12 protein-coding genes, 3 pseudogenes and 1 other annotated feature are annotated in these 15,349 nt (G+C 57.2%); of the genes and pseudogenes, 2 read left to right on the plus strand and 13 right to left on the minus strand.

The annotated features are described in order from the left end of the window. Positions 1-11: 11 nt before the first annotated feature. Entirely contained in the window at positions 12-440 is a 429-nt protein-coding gene (gene ibpB, locus ENTMO_RS0101600; RefSeq protein ID WP_010426545.1) for a small heat shock chaperone IbpB, read from the minus strand. 136 nt (positions 441-576) lie between these two features. Continuing rightward, complete coding sequence (gene ibpA / locus ENTMO_RS0101605) at positions 577-987, minus strand: small heat shock chaperone IbpA (protein ID WP_010426546.1); 411 nt, start codon at positions 985-987, stop codon at positions 577-579. Then, positions 981-1,052 (minus strand) — a sequence feature (ROSE (Repression Of Heat Shock gene Expression) occurs in the 5'-region of heat shock genes and acts as an RNA thermometer to modulate expression.). Its footprint overlaps the gene before it by 7 nt. A gap of 248 nt (positions 1,053-1,300) precedes the next feature. Between ibpA and ENTMO_RS0101610 the strand changes: the two genes are divergently transcribed. Continuing rightward, a complete protein-coding gene (locus ENTMO_RS0101610; protein ID WP_010426547.1) occupies positions 1,301-1,633 on the plus strand; it encodes a YceK/YidQ family lipoprotein in 333 nt (110 codons plus the stop codon). Here ENTMO_RS0101610 and ENTMO_RS0101615 read toward each other — a convergent pair. From ENTMO_RS0101615 to ENTMO_RS0101650, 8 genes and pseudogenes are all read right to left on the minus strand, one after another. Continuing rightward, positions 1,630-2,859 (minus strand): DUF3748 domain-containing protein, encoded by a 1,230-nt coding sequence (locus ENTMO_RS0101615; RefSeq protein ID WP_010426548.1) that lies wholly within the window; start codon positions 2,857-2,859, stop codon positions 1,630-1,632. The two genes, ENTMO_RS0101610 and ENTMO_RS0101615, sit on opposite strands and share 4 nt — an antisense overlap. Positions 2,860-2,910: 51 nt before the next feature. Beyond that, complete coding sequence (locus ENTMO_RS0101620; protein WP_010426549.1) at positions 2,911-4,146, minus strand: MFS transporter; 1,236 nt, start codon at positions 4,144-4,146, stop codon at positions 2,911-2,913. Between the two features lie 33 nt (positions 4,147-4,179). Beyond that, positions 4,180-5,323, minus strand: a pseudogene (gene dgoD / locus ENTMO_RS23640) (galactonate dehydratase). Then, positions 5,320-5,926 (minus strand): annotated as a pseudogene (locus tag ENTMO_RS23645) (2-dehydro-3-deoxy-6-phosphogalactonate aldolase). Before ENTMO_RS23645 ends, dgoD begins: the two co-directional pseudogenes overlap by 4 nt. Next, a complete protein-coding gene (locus ENTMO_RS0101635; protein ID WP_010426551.1) occupies positions 5,910-6,788 on the minus strand; it encodes a 2-dehydro-3-deoxygalactonokinase in 879 nt (292 codons plus the stop codon). The pseudogene ENTMO_RS23645 and the gene ENTMO_RS0101635 overlap by 17 nt, the downstream one beginning before the upstream one ends. After that, positions 6,785-7,474, minus strand: coding sequence for a D-galactonate utilization transcriptional regulator DgoR (gene dgoR / locus ENTMO_RS0101640; protein ID WP_010426552.1), 690 nt, complete (start codon positions 7,472-7,474; stop codon positions 6,785-6,787). The genes ENTMO_RS0101635 and dgoR overlap by 4 nt, the downstream gene beginning before the upstream one ends. Positions 7,475-7,700: 226 nt before the next feature. Continuing rightward, complete coding sequence (gene yidA, locus ENTMO_RS0101645) at positions 7,701-8,513, minus strand: sugar-phosphatase (RefSeq protein ID WP_010426553.1); 813 nt, start codon at positions 8,511-8,513, stop codon at positions 7,701-7,703. Positions 8,514-8,628: 115 nt separating this feature from the next. Beyond that, positions 8,629-9,654, minus strand: a complete 1,026-nt coding sequence (locus tag ENTMO_RS0101650) for a zinc-dependent alcohol dehydrogenase family protein (RefSeq protein ID WP_010426554.1) — start codon at positions 9,652-9,654, stop codon at positions 8,629-8,631. A gap of 110 nt (positions 9,655-9,764) precedes the next feature. Here ENTMO_RS0101650 and ENTMO_RS0101655 point away from each other — a divergent pair, with 110 nt between their 5' ends. Next, the gene (locus ENTMO_RS0101655) at positions 9,765-10,700 is read left to right on the plus strand and encodes a LysR family transcriptional regulator (protein ID WP_010426555.1); all 936 of its coding nucleotides are present in this window, start codon (positions 9,765-9,767) and stop codon (positions 10,698-10,700) included. A 34-nt stretch (positions 10,701-10,734) separates the two neighbouring features. On the opposite strand, the pseudogene gyrB reads toward ENTMO_RS0101655, so the two are convergent. From gyrB to dnaN, 3 genes and pseudogenes are all read right to left on the minus strand, one after another. After that, positions 10,735-13,146 (minus strand): annotated as a pseudogene (gene gyrB / locus ENTMO_RS23650) (DNA topoisomerase (ATP-hydrolyzing) subunit B). A 28-nt stretch (positions 13,147-13,174) separates the two neighbouring features. After that, the gene (gene recF / locus ENTMO_RS0101665) at positions 13,175-14,248 is read right to left on the minus strand and encodes a DNA replication/repair protein RecF (protein WP_010426556.1); all 1,074 of its coding nucleotides are present in this window, start codon (positions 14,246-14,248) and stop codon (positions 13,175-13,177) included. Beyond that, entirely contained in the window at positions 14,248-15,348 is a 1,101-nt protein-coding gene (gene dnaN, locus ENTMO_RS0101670; RefSeq protein WP_010426557.1) for a DNA polymerase III subunit beta, read from the minus strand. The genes recF and dnaN overlap by 1 nt, the downstream gene beginning before the upstream one ends. Position 15,349: the final 1 nt, after the last annotated feature.

Consider the following 15,349-nt stretch of genomic DNA (forward strand, 5'->3'; position numbering starts at 1 on the left):
CCCGCACACTATTAGCTATTCAACGCCGGACGCTCGCTAATGGCGATACGCTGCGGCGCGATGGCTTCCGGCACGTTGCGGAGCAGGTCGATATGCAGCAGCCCGTTGGTAAACGTCGCGCCGGACACTTCCATATGGTCTGCCAGGGTAAAGCTCAGGCTAAACGGCTGATTAACCAGCCCCTGATGCAGCCATTTGGTCTCGGTCTCTTGTTTTTCCGGCGTCCCTTTCACGGTCAGACGCGTGCCTTCAAGCTGGATATCCAGATCGTCCTGGCGGAAACCGGCCAGCGCAAGGGTGATGCGATAGTGGTTATCGTCGCTTTTTTCGATATTGTACGGCGGAAACGTCTGTTGCTCGGTGGTGCTTTGCAGGGCGTTAGCCAGTTTGTCAAAACCAATCCACTGACGCAGCAGGGGGGATAAATCGTAGTTACGCATACTAAATCTCCTTCTGAGAAGCGAGTTCGGCACAGTTTAATTTTGTGCGCAGTTGTTCCTGCAAATCCTGATGGATTCGCATATGCTCCCGTTACGGCAAGCAATTCTGGGTGGGCCGCTCACGCGACCCGCGTAATTAGTTAATTTCGATACGGCGCGGTTTTTTCTCTTCCGGAATCACACGTTCCAGTTCGATAAACAGCAGGCCGTTAACCAGGTTCGCGCCTTTAACGTGAATGTTCTCGGCTAACTGGAACTTGCGTTCAAAGTTGCGCTCGGCGATGCCCTGATAAAGGTAGGTACGTTCTTTCTGCTCGGCCGCATGGGAACCTTTCACCACCAGCAGGTTGTCCTGCGCGGTGATCTCCAGTTCGTTTTCTGCAAAACCGGCGACGGCAATAGCGATGCGGTAGTGGTTTTCGTCAACCAGCTCAACATTGTATGGAGGGTAGCCGTTGCTCTGGCTTTGGTTATTTTCTAAATGGTTAAACAGGCGGTCAAAACCAATTGCAGAACGGTATAGCGGAGAAAGATCGAAGTTACGCATAAATAAAACTCCTGAAATCAGCGAGAAAATGTAGCCTTCCACCATGGACAGGCCTTTGTGCCCCCGAACACCCATCAGGCGAGTTCGTTATCGGGCCACATTCTTAAAATGGGTCTGGATACGAGCTTTTCAAGCGTATTGATGTGAGATTTTTTTGCACTCTGCGGGTTGTCGCTTAGACTGGGACAACAGCACAAAGAGTTAAATTGCGATGGCTGCCACAGTGCGGGGTTTTCGGGCTATTCATTTAGGGTAAGGCTCGCTATAACCCTGAGTTGCAGGTCGATGCAGTGTTATTAACGATGACTGAGTGATGATGAAAAATGTTCTGATAAAGCTGACAGCGTTCAGCGGGGTGGTATTACTTTGCGGGTGCTCGAGCGTGATGTCTCACACCGGCGGTAAAGAAGGAACATATCCGGGGACGCGCGCCAGTGCGGCCATGATTTCCGATGACGACACAAACTGGGGAACCAAATCTCTGGTTATCCTGGATATGCCTTTCACGGCAGTCGCCGATACGCTGCTACTCCCGTGGGACATGTTCCGCACGGACAGTTCCGTGCGCTCACGCGTTGAGAAAAGCGAGCAGGAAAATCTGGCGACCAACGCCGTCATCCCGCCCGCTGCAATGCCCCCGCGTTAGTCCTCAGCGGTTTCCGTTAGCCACAGCTGGCGGAAACCGTCCGTCTCTTCCATCCAGGCGATAGAGCGCCCGTCAGGCGAGAACACGACCGCATCCGCAGACGGTGGATTGCCGTGATCGGACGTCAAAAACGTCACCTCTCCGGTCTGCGCGTCGCAGCAGGCGATCCGGTTTTCAAGCACACATCCCAGCATGTTCCCGGAAGGGTGCCAGTTGAATGCAGACTGAATCCCGCTCTCCGTATGGGTTAACTGGCGCGGCTCGCCGCCCTCGGGAGAGATTAACCACAGCTGAACCGCACCGTTTTCATCACGCATCAGAAAGGCAATCTGCGTCCCCTGCGGATTACTGCGTACCCAGTGGCGCGGCACGTTCACCAGCCCCGGATAACGGTTCTGGTGAGTGAAGGTCAATCGACGCTGCATCACCCCGGCAGGTGGCGCTGGCAGAGTCTCTGGCGTTCCCTGCAGCGGCGCATCACCCGCTCGTTTCCAGCCCCGATCGTCCTGCGGTAACGCGACAATAAACAGCTCGGGTACTTTTTCGCCCTTTTCAGACAGCGTGTCGCCGATAAACGCCAGCCTGTTGTTGCCTACCCAGCCCTCTTCATAAGCGCGGTTGATTTCATCGCTACCCGGCTGCGGGTTAGGCGTGGTGCGACTGACCAGCACGCTCCAGAAGGTTCCCGGATATTCACGCGGATGATTCCCCTGCGGGTTCACCGGGCCGAAAGGTGCAGCCACGCCGACGTTGCGTAAATCGAGCTTCGGATCGCGCTCGTGCAGCACGTGGTCGTTATAGGTGAAGCTGACGAGCTGCCCGTTCGGGCTAAAGACGTGCACATGGCTGCCGCCGCGCAGCGCGCCTGCGGTGTAGGGCGCAGTGATATCCATCGCGTCAAGATTGCTCACCTGACCGTTACAGGCAATGACTCCCTGGCGCTGATCAAAATCATAGTGCCAGTCTGCGTCCGGGTTTTTCGGGCCGTGGATAAAGACGTATTTATCCTGTGTGGGATGAACGGTCACCACGCCAACATGCGCGCCGTCAGTGGCGCGATAGATCCCCTCCACCTCACCCGTAGCGACATTGACCCGCTCAATGGTTTCGCCGGTAAATGACGCACCAGACGGGCGTACGTCGTAGACCAGCCACTGGCTGTCTGGGGTCCAGGTATTAATATTCGTGAGCTGGTGATGGCGGGAAGTGAAGGTGATTTGTTTCATGAGGATACCCTGATGCACGGTGAGTGCATCAGGGTAAAACATCCGCAGGGATTAGCCTACTCGTTTCACATCGCCCACCAGCAGGATGTAGGAGAGCGCGCCGATCAGCGCCACGGCGGAGATGTAGACCAGCGCCGGGCCGAAGCCGTAGTCCTGCGCCAGGTAGCCGATGACCAGCGGTACGGTGATCCCGCCCAGCCCGCCGACAAAGTTGAACACGCCGCCGGTCAGGCCAATCAGCCGCATTGGCGCGAGGGACGACACCAGCGACCAGGTGATAGAGGCGAAACCGTTACCGAAGAACGCCACCGCCATCAGGGTCATAATCCACACCGGATCGTTGGTGTAGTTGGCACCCATGATGCAGGTTGAGATCAGCAGCCCGCAGATAATCGGCGTTTTACGCGCCACGCCCAGCGAATAGCCCTTTTTCACCAGCTTATCGGCCAGCCAGCCGGAGAGCAGCACGCCGAAAAACGCCGCGAGGAACGGCACGGTGGTCATAAAGCCCGCTTTCAGCGCCGTGATGCCCTTTTCCTGGGTCAGATAGTTCGGGAACCAGGTCAGGAAGAACCACAGCGTGGAGGTCACAGCGAACTGGCCCAGATACACACCCACCAGCTTACGGTGGAAGACCAGCTTCCAGTCCGCTTTGGCCAGCGGCTGGCGCGCCTCTTTTTTCACCGGCGCATCGCCATCCACCAGGCCACCGCCGTCGCGGATGTAGTCCAGCTCGGCTTTGGTGATGCTTTTGGTCAGACGCGGCGGCTGGTAAACCTTGAACCAGATCAGCGACCAGATAATGCCAATCCCGCCGGTGACGATGAACACCCAATGCCAGCTCAGCAGCTCCTGGATCCAGATCAGCAGCGGCGTCAGGAACGCCAGGCCGACAAACTGTCCGGAGGTATAAAAGCCAACAGCGGAGGCACGCTCATGTTCCGGGAACCAGCTGGTCACCATGCGGTTGTTGGTAGGAAACGCGGGCGCTTCGAAAACCCCAGTGATCGCGCGCAGGCCAATCAGCGACATCAGCCCGGTCGCGAAGCCCTGGAACAGGGTCGCCACGGACCAGCCGAAAATGGCTATAAAGTAGGTCAGACGTGAACCCACGCGGTCAAGGAACCAGCCGCCGGGGATCTGGCAGAGCGTATACAGCCAGGCAAACGCCGAGAAGACGTAGCCCATTTCCGCCTTGGTGATGCCAAACTCTTCCTGAATATGAGCCGATGCCACGGCAAGGTTGGCGCGGTCGACATAGCAAATGACCACGGTAATAAAGATCATGATTAGCGTCAGGTAGCGCCTACGGGAGGGCGATCACCACTCCGCTACGCTGCCGTCCTCATGACGCCATAGTGGGTTACGCCAGTCTGGCGCGTTTTTACTGAGCTCAATAACTTTGGCTTCGTCAATTTCCACGCCAAGGCCCGGCTTCGTTAACGGTTTAAAGAAACCGCCTTCCATGCAGAAGTCTTCTTTGTTTTTCACAAAATCGAGCAGTTCCGCGCCCTTGTTATAGTGAATCCCCATGCTCTGTTCCTGGAACACCGCGTTACGGGAAACAAAGTCGACGTGCAGACAGGCAGCCAGCGCGATCGGTCCGAGCGGGCAGTGCGGCGCCAGCGCCACATCGTAAGCTTCGGCCATCCCGGCAATTTTGTAGCATTCGGTGATGCCGCCCGCGTGAGAGAGGTCCGGCTGCAGGATGGCAATGCCGCCCGCTTCGAGCACGCGTTTAAACTCGAAGCGCGAGAACATACGTTCACCCGCCGCGATAGGAATGTGGGTCTGTTCAGCCAGTTTCGGATAGTACTCGGCCTGCTCGGCCAGCACCGGCTCTTCGATAAACAGCGGACGATACGGCTCCAGCTCTTTAATCAGCACTTTGGCCATCGGCGCGCTGACGCGTCCGTGGAAATCCAGCCCAAACTCAATCTCGTTGCCGAAGGCTTCACGGATTTGCGCCACGGTATTCACCGCGCGATCGACCGCACGCGAGTTGTCGATAATGCCCATCTCTTCGCAGCCGTTGAGCTTGAAGGTATCAAAGCCAATGTTGCGCAGCTGCGTGATGCCGTCGATCACTTCCGCAGACGGTCGCCGCCGACCCAGCTGTAAGCTTTAATTTTGTCGCGCACCAGGCCGCCCATCAGCTGCCAGACCGGCGCGTCAGCACTTTGCCTTTGATATCCCACAGCGCTGTCGATACCGGCGATGCGCTCATCAGAATCGGCCCCCCGCGGTAGAAGCCCGCGCGGTACATCACCTGCCACAGGTCGTTGATGCGTGCCGGATCCTGACCAATCAGGTATTCACCCAGCTCGTGCACCGCCGCTTCTACGGTGCGCGCGCGTCCTTCAATCACCGGTTCGCCCCAGCCCACAACCCCTTCATCGGTTTCGATTTTCAGGAACATCCAGCGAGGGGGTAAACGGTACGTGGTGAGTTTGGTTATTTTCATTTCACTGCCTCTCGATACGCTTTCACAAATGCTGCCGCCTGCTGTGCGGTACGTTACACGGATGCCCGGCGCGATACAGATCGCTGCCCAGCCCCGCGCCCACACAGCCCGCGCTCATCCACTGGCCCAGGTTTTTCTGGCGTTACGCCGCCCACGGCAAAGACCGGCACGCTGGCAGGCAATACCGCTTTCAACGCTTTGATGTAGTCCGGTCCAAAAGCCGATGGACGGGAATTTTTGAGCGACTTGCGCCGCATCCAGGGCAGTAAAGGCTCGTGGCGGTGGCGCATCCCGGGCAGACGGTCATGCCGTACCCACGCGCGCGGATCACTCAGGCTGAATGTTGGGCGTGACGATAGCTTGCAGCCCATTTCGCCAGTCATCCACCTGCTCCGGGTGCAGCACGGTGCTGCGCCAACCCAGCGCCTTCTCACCGAACGCCTCCACCACGGCCGGAATGCTTTTTTCCCACTCCGGCGAGTTGAGCGGGATTTCTACCGCGTCGAATCCGGCGTCGATAACCGCACCGACGTGGGCTAACGCCTCATCGGGCGTAATGCCGCGCAAAATCGCGATAAGGGGAAGATCAGTTTGCCACTGCATGAGCGATGCTCCTTATTCCTGCCTGAAATGCCGTGTCGCCGGATACCGTTGCAACATTACGCCCAACGGCGCGAAACGCCTGCTCGTAGCGCGACGTCAGCGATGCGCCGGCGACAATGGTGATGGCCTGCTCGTGCGCGATGAAATCACGCATGCTGGCGACCTCTGCGCCAATCAGCAGGCCGGAGAGAAACTCGCTGACCTGCTCGCGCGGGAGATTTCCCAGCACGTGCGAGGCGCGAACCTCAAAAAGCTGCGGCAAAACATCAGGAGAAGCGATCCCACGTTCAAGCCCGGCAGCAAACGCCTCTGACGAGACTTCCTGCTCCGGCAAACCGGCTCCCACCAGCGAGTGGTTGAGCAGCAAATGGTGCAGCTCGCCAGTCATCACGGTGCGAAAATCGTGGATTTGCTCAGCATCAGCCTGGACCCACTTGCAGTGCGTTCCGGGCATGACGTAGACAGAAGAAGGAGAAAGCGTGCGCGCGCCAAGCAGCTGCGTCTCTTCGCCGCGCATCACGTTGTGGTTATCGTCGCGAGAGACGCACAAGCCGGGAATAATCCAGATATTGTCGCCAACGGACGTTAACTGCTCGCCAATAGCGGAGAAATGGGCGGGAACCGGCAGATAAGGCGCAACTTTCCAGCCTACGTTACTGCCGACCATACCCGCCATTACCACCGGCGTGGCGCTATCGCGCCAGTTTTGTGTGACCTCTGCTAACACCGCCTCGGGGGATTTACCGTTCAGGCGCGTCACGCCTGCTTCTGATTGCCTGCTCTCCAGGCACTGCTCGCCCTTATAAAGCCAGGCGCGCAGATTGGTCGATCCCCAGTCAATTGCGATGTAGCGAGATGTCATGTGATTTCCTTCAGCCTTCGTGTCGAGCTGGCGATCATGGTAAGTGCCGCCTGCTCTGCCGCATCGCCATCCTGATGCCGTATCGCATCGAACAGCGCTTTATGTTCCTGGAGCGTTTTCGGCATGTTGGCCTCATCGCCCATCCAGGTACGTTCAAATACTGCTCGCTGTAGCGAGCTGATCGCCACGCTAAGCTGCTGTAATACCGGGTTATGCACCGACTGCAGCACCGCTTCGTGGTAGCGAATATCCGCCTCGTTAAACGCTTCCCGGTTCTGGTTATTGGCGATCATGTCGTTTAAACCCGACTCAATCTGCGCCAAATCACCGGACGTTGCGCGCTCCGCCGCCCAGCGGGCGATGGCCGGTTCAACCAGGTTTCGTACCTCGCTCATCGCACCGATAAGCCTTGGGTCGTAGTCGTTTTCCAGCACCCACTGCAGAACGTCGGTATCGAGGTAGTTCCACTGGTTGCGCGGGGCAACAAACGCGCCGCGGTCCCGTTTCATTTCAATCAGCCGTTTCGCCATCAGCGAGCGGAACACTTCCCGGATGATGTTGCGCGAGGTTTCAAACTCCTCGCACAGTTCGGCCTCTGCTGGCAGCGGTGAACCGGGAACGTATTTGCCCCCCACAATCTGGGTGCCCAGCGTGATGACGATGCGATCGGTTTTATTGAGAGTCATGGAGAGTCCTTGTGCTCTGTATGTCCATCACTACTTTACCGCGACCGCTGAATTTCACCTCACTTTTGCAGTACAAACGTGAAGGTGTTCGTCTTTGCTGTGGTGGTAATGTAGTACAATCATTTAATGTTGTACTACAATCAAGATCACAAAAAGAACAATTCAATAAATCCAGCGCAAAAAAAAGCCCCGGTTGATAACCGAGGCTGATGACTAAAAATAAGCGTTACTGCAGCACAAACTTCTCGATCGCGTGGGCAACACCGTCTTCCAGGTTGGATTTGGTCACGAAGTTGGCCACTTCTTTCACGGACGGAATGGCGTTATCCATCGCCACGCCCATGCCTGCAAATTCAATCATCGCGATGTCGTTTTCCTGATCGCCCAGCGCCATGATCTCTTCAGGCTTAATGCCTAAAGCATCGGCCAGCGATTTTACGCCCGTGCCTTTATTAACGCGTTTATCGAGGATTTCGAGGAAGTACGGCGCGCTTTTGAGCACGGTGTACTTCTCTTTTACCTCCGCCGGAATGCGTGCGATGGCTTTATCCAGGATTTCAGGCTCGTCGATCATCATCACTTTCAGGAACTGGGTCGCCGGGTCCATCTTCTCGGCTTCACAGAACACCAGCGGGATCGTCGCGACAAAGGATTCATGCACCGTGTAGTAGCTGATGTCGCGGTTAGCGGTGTACAGCGTGTTGCGATCGAGCGCGTGGAAGTGCGACCCCACTTCACGGGACAGTTTTTCCAGGAACAGGTAGTCATCATAGTTCAGTGCGGTTTGCGCCACCGTACTGCCGTCTGCGGCTTTCTGCACCAGCGCACCGTTATAGGTGATGCAGTAGTCGCCAGGCTGATTCATGTGCAGCTCTTTCAGGTAGCTGTGTACGCCTGCATACGGACGGCCCGTGGTCAGGACCACATTCACGCCCTTCTCGCGGGCGGCGGCGATCGCGTTTTTAACGGCTGGAGAGATGGTGTGGTCTGGCAGCAGCAGCGTGCCGTCCATGTCGATTGCAATGAGTTTGATAGCCATGAGATCCCCGGGATAAATGAGTGCTGCCTCATGCTAACGCGATTAAGCCCACAAAAATAGAGCTACATTGCGCAACAGAAATACCCCTTTTACGCAAATCCCGGGGAGCGCTGACTTACTCGCGGGTAAGGACGATTTTGCCAAACGCGCCGCGATCGAGGTGTTCAAACGCCTGTTCAAGCTCGTTAAAACGGTAGCGATGTTCGATCACAGGTTTCAGTCCGGTCACATCCACGGCGCGGACGAAATCTTCCAGCGCCCGGCGGTGGCCTACTCCAATCCCCTGAATGACGGGGGATTTCAGCAGCAGTTCACCAGCTGAGAGCGTAATCTCTGTCCCGGCCAGCACGCCAATCACGGAGATACGCCCGTGAACGGCAACGGCGCGCAGGGAATGCTTCAGGTTCTCTCCCCCTACAGTTTCGATAATATGGTCGATGCCGCGATCCTGCGTGAGCGCCAGCGTATTTTCAGCCCAGTCGCCCTTCAGACGATTGATACCCTGATTAGCCCCCAGTTTTTTGGCCTGCGCCAGTTTTTCATCGCTTCCCGAGGTGACAAACACCTCTGCGCCGTGCGCTTTTGCGATTTGCAAAGCAAAGAGCGCCACGCCGCCCGTGCCCTGCACCAGCACCGATTGCCCGGCGCGCAGCTGACCGCGTTCCACCAGCGCAAACCAGGCGGTAAGCCCTGCGCAGGGCAGCGTGCTGGCCTCGGCGTCATCCAGGGTCTCCGGAGAGGCCACCAGCGCGTCTTCCTTCACAATCACGTACTCGGCCAGCATGCCCTGGAAGTATCCGCCGGACGTTTTATAGGGCAGATTGCGCGCGTCCGCCTGCGGCTTACCGTCGATCCACTCAGGGAAGAAGGTTGAGATGACCCGCGCGCCGGGTTTGAAGCGCGTAACACCTTCTCCAATGCTGTCCACCACGCCCGCCATATCCGACGCCGGGGTAAACGGGAAGGAAAGCGGGATCGGCATTGTGCCTTCAACAACCATTTTATCGCGATAGTTAAGCGCAACGGCATTCACCCGCACGCGGATCTCACCCGGGCCGGGCTGTGGAACGGGTTCCTTTATGAGCTTGAGGCTCTCGCGCCCAAGGGCGTCCATGGACCAGCGTTGCATTGTCTCTGTCATTGTCTGTCTCCTGCCATCAGTTGAGCTTTAGTAACGACAGTCTACCGTTGACTAAGCGTCGCCAGTGGCGATAAGTTTTCTCTTCATTGACGCCAGAATAGATACAATCCATGACCGATACGCTGAAGGATATTCCTGTTTTTGTGGCCGCCGTTGAGGCGGGAAGTTTCGCGCAGGCCGCCATTCGTCTGCATTTGTCACGCTCGGCGGTAGGAAAAAGCATTGCCCGCCTTGAAGAGCGGCTGGGGGTACGTCTTTTTCACCGCACCACCCGCAGCCAGAGTCTGACCGATAACGGCGCCCTTTTTTATGAGCGCTGCCTGCGGGCGCTTGAGGAGATTCGGGGCGCGGAATCGCTGCTTGAAACCGGAAAACAGCAGGTCAGCGGCCGCCTGCGCATTGCCATGCCGGTGCTGTTTGGTCGCCAGTGCGTCGCCCCGCTGCTGATCGCACTAGCGCAGGAACACCCCGGGCTTGAACTGGAAATGTCATTCAGCGACCGCGTGGTGGACCTGGTGGAGGAAGGGTTTGATATGGCGGTGCGTAACGGCACGCTTCAGGACAGCAGCGTGCTGGTCGCCAGAAGGCTGGGCGAACACCGCATGGTGCTGTGCGCCGCGCCGGAGTATCTGCTGAAGAAAGGCCAGCCACAAAGCGTTGATGATTTACCCCAGCATACGGCCATTAACTATCTGCGCGCAGGCAGAGTGTTGCCCTGGCAGCTGATGGATAGCGAAGGAACGTCGCGCACCTTTACCCCCCGATCGTCGCTCAACATGGATGATTTGCAGGCGATCTGCGACGCTGCGCTGGCCGGACACGGCATTGCATGGCTGCCCTGCTGGATGGTCGTCAAAGATATTCATCAGGGTAAGCTCGTCCCGCTCCTGAAGCAGGCACCGGATGTGCATTTCGACGTTCATGCGGTGTGGCAGCAAACGCCGCATCTGCCGCTGAGGGTAAGAATAGCGATAGATACGCTGGCGAGCCGTTTACCGTCCGTGATGTCACTGGATATGCCTGCGCCCATAAAAAAGCCGCGCTAAAAGCGCGGCCAGTTATCGTGCGGTATAACGACGATTAAATATCGATATTTGCCGCTTTCAGGGCGTTCTCTTCGATGAAGGCACGACGTGGTTCAACCGCGTCGCCCATCAGGGTCGTGAACAGCTGGTCCGCAGCAATCGCGTCTTTAACGGTCACGCGCAGCATACGGCGGCTTTCCGGATCCATGGTAGTTTCCCACAGCTGGTCCGGGTTCATTTCGCCCAGTCCTTTATAGCGCTGGATCGCGAGGCCACGACGGGACTCTTTCACCAGCCAGTCCAGCGCCTGCTCGAAGCTGGCTACCGGCTGACGACGTTCGCCACGTTCGATGAATGCATCGTCTTCGATCAGCCCGCGCAGTGTCTCGCCGAGCGAGCAGATACGGCGGTATTCCGGACCGGTCACAAACTCGTGTTCCAGCGGGTAGTCGGTATCAACACCGTGGGTACGCACGCGAATAATAGGCTCGAACTGCTTATCGGCGTTCTGCTGGATATCGCATTTCCACATGCTGCCGTGCTGCTCTTTCTCGTTCAGACCGGTCACCAGAGCGTTCACCCAGCGGGTCACGGTCTGCTCGTCGCTCAGATCGGCTTCGGTCAGGGTTGGCTGATAAACCAGCTCCTTCAGCAGCGTTTTCGGATAACGGCGTTCCATACGCGTGATCATTTTCTGCGTGGCGTTGAACTCGGACACCAGACGCTCCAGCGGCTCACCGGCCAGTGCAGGGGCGTGAGAGTTCGCGTGCAGGGTCGCACCATCAAGCGCGATCGCGATTTGGTACTGATCCATCGCTTCGTCGTCTTTAATGTACTGTTCCTGCTTGCCTTTCTTCACTTTGTACAGCGGCGGCTGTGCAATGTAGACGTGGCCACGCTCAACGATTCCAGGCATCTGACGATAGAAGAAGGTCAACAGCAGCGTACGGATATGCGAGCCGTCGACGTCCGCATCGGTCATGATGATGATGCTGTGGTAGCGCAGCTTGTCCGGGTTGTACTCATCACGGCCGATGCCGCAACCCAGCGCGGTGATAAGCGTCGCCACTTCCTGAGAAGAGAGCATCTTGTCGAAACGGGCTTTCTCAACGTTGAGGATTTTACCCTTCAGCGGCAGGATCGCCTGGTTCTTACGGTTACGGCCCTGCTTAGCAGAACCGCCCGCGGAGTCCCCTTCCACAAGGTACAGTTCGGACAGCGCCGGGTCACGTTCCTGGCAGTCAGCCAGTTTGCCCGGCAGGCCTGCTAAGTCCAGCGCGCCTTTACGACGGGTCATTTCACGGGCTTTACGCGCCGCTTCACGGGCACGCGCCGCATCGATAATTTTGCCCACCACGATTTTCGCGTCGGACGGGTTTTCCAGCAGGTATTCGCTCAGCAGTTCGTTCATCTGCTGCTCAACCGCCGATTTCACCTCGGAAGAGACCAGCTTGTCTTTGGTCTGTGAGGAGAACTTCGGATCCGGCACCTTCACGGAAACCACGGCAATCAGGCCTTCACGGGCGTCGTCACCGGTGGCGCTGACTTTCGCTTTCTTGCTGTAGCCTTCTTTGTCCATCTAGGCGTTCAGGGTACGGGTCATCGCCGCACGGAAGCCTGCAAGGTGCGTACCGCCGTCACGCTGTGGAATGTTGTTGGTGAAGCAGTAGATGTTTTCCTGGAAACCGTCGTTCCACTGCAGCGCCACTTCCACACCGATACCGTCTTTTTCGGTGGAGAAATAGAAGATATTCGGGTGAATTGGCGTTTTGTTCTTGTTCAGATACTCAACAAACGCTTTGATACCACCTTCGTAATGGAAGTGGTCTTCTTTGCCGTCACGCTTATCTTTCAGGCGAATAGACACGCCGGAGTTCAGGAACGACAGTTCGCGCAGGCGTTTCGCCAGGATGTCGTACTCGAACTCGGTGACGTTGGTGAAGGTTTCATGGCTCGGCCAGAAACGTACCAGGGTACCGGTTTTGTCGGTATCGCCGGTGACGGCCAGCGGTGCCTGCGGCACGCCGTGGGTATAGAGCTGACGGTGAATTTTGCCTTCGCGCTGAATAACCAGCTCCAGCTTCTGCGACAGGGCGTTAACCACGGAGACGCCTACGCCGTGCAGGCCGCCGGAAACTTTATAGGAGTTATCGTCGAATTTACCGCCTGCGTGCAGGACGGTCATGATCACTTCCGCCGCAGAGACGCCCTCTTCCGGGTGAATACCGGTTGGGATGCCACGACCATCATCGGTGACGGAGACGGAGTTGTCCGCATGGATGGTGACCACGATGTCTTTACAGTGACCCGCGAGCGCTTCGTCGATAGCGTTATCTACCACCTCGAATACCATGTGGTGCAGACCGGTGCCGTCATCCGTGTCGCCGATATACATACCCGGGCGCTTACGCACCGCATCCAGCCCTTTCAGGACTTTGATACTGGAGGAGTCATAAGAATTCGACATCAACGTTTCTCGCTCATTTCAACTTGGGTTAATCCGTTATTTTACCCTTTTCCACGGTAAACATCTTCGAATTTTCGTCCGACATGTCTATAACGTGTTCAGCGCTAATGGCGCTGACGAAAACCTGCGACTGCGTGGCTTTTAAGCGGCTGGCAAGCAGCCCGCGCCGCGCGTCGTCGAGTTCCGAGGCAAAATCATCTATCAGGTACAGGCAGCGTCTTCCGCTTTCGCGGGTGAGAAACTCTCCCTGTGCCAGGCGCAGCGCGCACATCAGGAGCTTGAGCTGCCCGCGCGACAGCGTATCTTCCACCGGCGCACCGTCGGCACGAATGCGGAAATCCGCCTTGTGCGGGCCGTGCGCGGTATAGGTCAACATGCGGTCGCGCTCGAAGTTTCTCTCTAACACCTCGGCATAATCCGTCTCTTTCTCCCAGCCGCGCTGGAAGGAGAAGGTGAGAGAGAATTCGGGTAAAAACTGTTTGCAGGTGTCGGCCATGTCTTCGGCGATACCTGCGCTGTATTCGGCACGCCAGTTGCTGATTTGTTCCGCGAGAGGGATCAATTCCCTATCCCACGGACGCAGCTGAGCGTAGCGTGTAACCTGGCGCAACGCGGCGTTACGCTGCTTTAGCAGGCGCTTCAGGTTGCTCCAGGCATTAAAGAAACCGGCTTCGTTGTGAAAGCATCCCCAGTCGAGGAACGCTCTTCTGTATTTGGGGCCGCCGTTGAGTAAAGTAAACCCCTCCGGCGTAATCAGCTGCATTGGCATCAGCAGCGCCAGCTCTGCCACTTTATGGCCGTCGGTGCCGTCAATGCGCACCTTGCTGTCGCCCTGCTTGTCTTTGGTCAGGCCAATGGCGGTTTCCCGCTCCGCCCCCTGCAAACGCCCGTGCAGAACAAAGGATTCCTGCTCGTGGCGGATGACGCGACCAATCTGCAAACTGCGAAACGCCCGGCCGTGGCCGAGCGTATAGATGGCTTCCAGCACGCTGGTTTTGCCGCTGCCGTTTGCGCCAACCAGGAAGTTAAAGCCAGGGGATAAAGCGAGATCCGCGCTTTCGATATTGCGAAAGTCGCGGATCAACAGACGGGTGAGCGACATTACAGTCTCATTGGCATAACAACATAAGCCGCGCTTTGGCTGGCCGCATCTTCAATCTGTACGCTTGAAACGGAGTCGGTCAGCAGAATACGCACGTTCTCGCACTTCAGCGCATTGAGCACATCCAGCACGTAGCTGACGTTAAAGCCGATTTCCATCTCGGTTCCGGCGTAGGTGACGTCCAGAATTTCTTCTGCCTCTTCCTGCTCCGGGTTGTTAGCGGTGATCTTGATCTGGTTTTCACTCACGTACAGGCGCACGCCGCGGAATTTCTCGTTAGAGAGGATCGCGGCACGGGCAAAGGCCTGCTTGAGGCTGTCGCAGCCTGCTTCCAGCGTTTTGTCCGGGTTCTTCGGCAATACGCGGCGATAATCCGGGAAACGACCGTCAACCAGCTTCGAGGTGAAGACAAAATCACCCACGTGTGCGCGGATGTTGTTGCTGCCGATCTGCACGCGCAGCGGTGTGTCGCCACCGTCGAGCATACGCATCAGCTCAATCACCCCTTTACGCGGCACGATCACCGAATGGTTTGGCAGTGAGTCGCCAATCGGCATAGAACAGACCGCCAGACGGTGGCCGTCGGTGGCTACGGTACGCAGCTCTTCACCTTCGGTTTCGAATAGCATGCCGTTTAAGTAGTAACGAACGTCCTGATGCGCCATGGAGAACTGCGTGGCTTCAATCAGACGCTTCATCGTCGCCTGCGGCAGGGTGAATTCAACTTCGCTCTGCCAGTCGTCCAGGTTCGGGAAATCTGCAGCAGGCAGCGTGGAGAGCGAGAAACGGCTGCGGCCAGAACGCACCAGCATACGGTCGCCTTCCAGCTGCACGGCGATTTCAGCGCCTTCCGGCAGCCCACGGCAGATATCAAAGAATTTACGTGCCGGAACCGTGGTCGCGCCCGCGTCGTGCGGCTGAGTCAGCGTAACGCGCGCGATCATTTCCATTTCCAGATCCGTGCCGGTCAGCGACAGCGTACCGTCCGCGACCTGAAGCAGCAGGTTTCCGAGAATAGGCAGCGTTGGGCGGCCACCTAATGGGCCACTCACCTGTTGCAGCGGTTTTAATAAATGTTCACGTTCAACGGTAAATTTCATA

The organism is Enterobacter mori LMG 25706, from assembly GCF_000211415.1.
In the GTDB taxonomy this organism is placed as follows: domain Bacteria; phylum Pseudomonadota; class Gammaproteobacteria; order Enterobacterales; family Enterobacteriaceae; genus Enterobacter; species Enterobacter mori.

Excerpts from the sequence above, each read along its gene's own strand:
- ibpB (WP_010426545.1), bottom strand. The coding sequence starts at position 440 with ATGCGTAACTACGATTTATCCCCCCTGCTGCGTCAGTGGATTGGTTTT.
- ibpA (WP_010426546.1), bottom strand. The coding sequence starts at position 987 with ATGCGTAACTTCGATCTTTCTCCGCTATACCGTTCTGCAATTGGTTTT.
- ENTMO_RS0101610 (WP_010426547.1), top strand. The coding sequence starts at position 1,301 with ATGATGAAAAATGTTCTGATAAAGCTGACAGCGTTCAGCGGGGTGGTA.
- ENTMO_RS0101615 (WP_010426548.1), bottom strand. The coding sequence starts at position 2,859 with ATGAAACAAATCACCTTCACTTCCCGCCATCACCAGCTCACGAATATT.
- ENTMO_RS0101620 (WP_010426549.1), bottom strand. The coding sequence starts at position 4,146 with ATGATCTTTATTACCGTGGTCATTTGCTATGTCGACCGCGCCAACCTT.
- ENTMO_RS0101635 (WP_010426551.1), bottom strand. The coding sequence starts at position 6,788 with ATGACATCTCGCTACATCGCAATTGACTGGGGATCGACCAATCTGCGC.
- dgoR (WP_010426552.1), bottom strand. The coding sequence starts at position 7,474 with ATGACTCTCAATAAAACCGATCGCATCGTCATCACGCTGGGCACCCAG.
- yidA (WP_010426553.1), bottom strand. The coding sequence starts at position 8,513 with ATGGCTATCAAACTCATTGCAATCGACATGGACGGCACGCTGCTGCTG.
- ENTMO_RS0101650 (WP_010426554.1), bottom strand. The coding sequence starts at position 9,654 with ATGACAGAGACAATGCAACGCTGGTCCATGGACGCCCTTGGGCGCGAG.
- ENTMO_RS0101655 (WP_010426555.1), top strand. The coding sequence starts at position 9,765 with ATGACCGATACGCTGAAGGATATTCCTGTTTTTGTGGCCGCCGTTGAG.
- recF (WP_010426556.1), bottom strand. The coding sequence starts at position 14,248 with ATGTCGCTCACCCGTCTGTTGATCCGCGACTTTCGCAATATCGAAAGC.
- dnaN (WP_010426557.1), bottom strand. The coding sequence starts at position 15,348 with ATGAAATTTACCGTTGAACGTGAACATTTATTAAAACCGCTGCAACAG.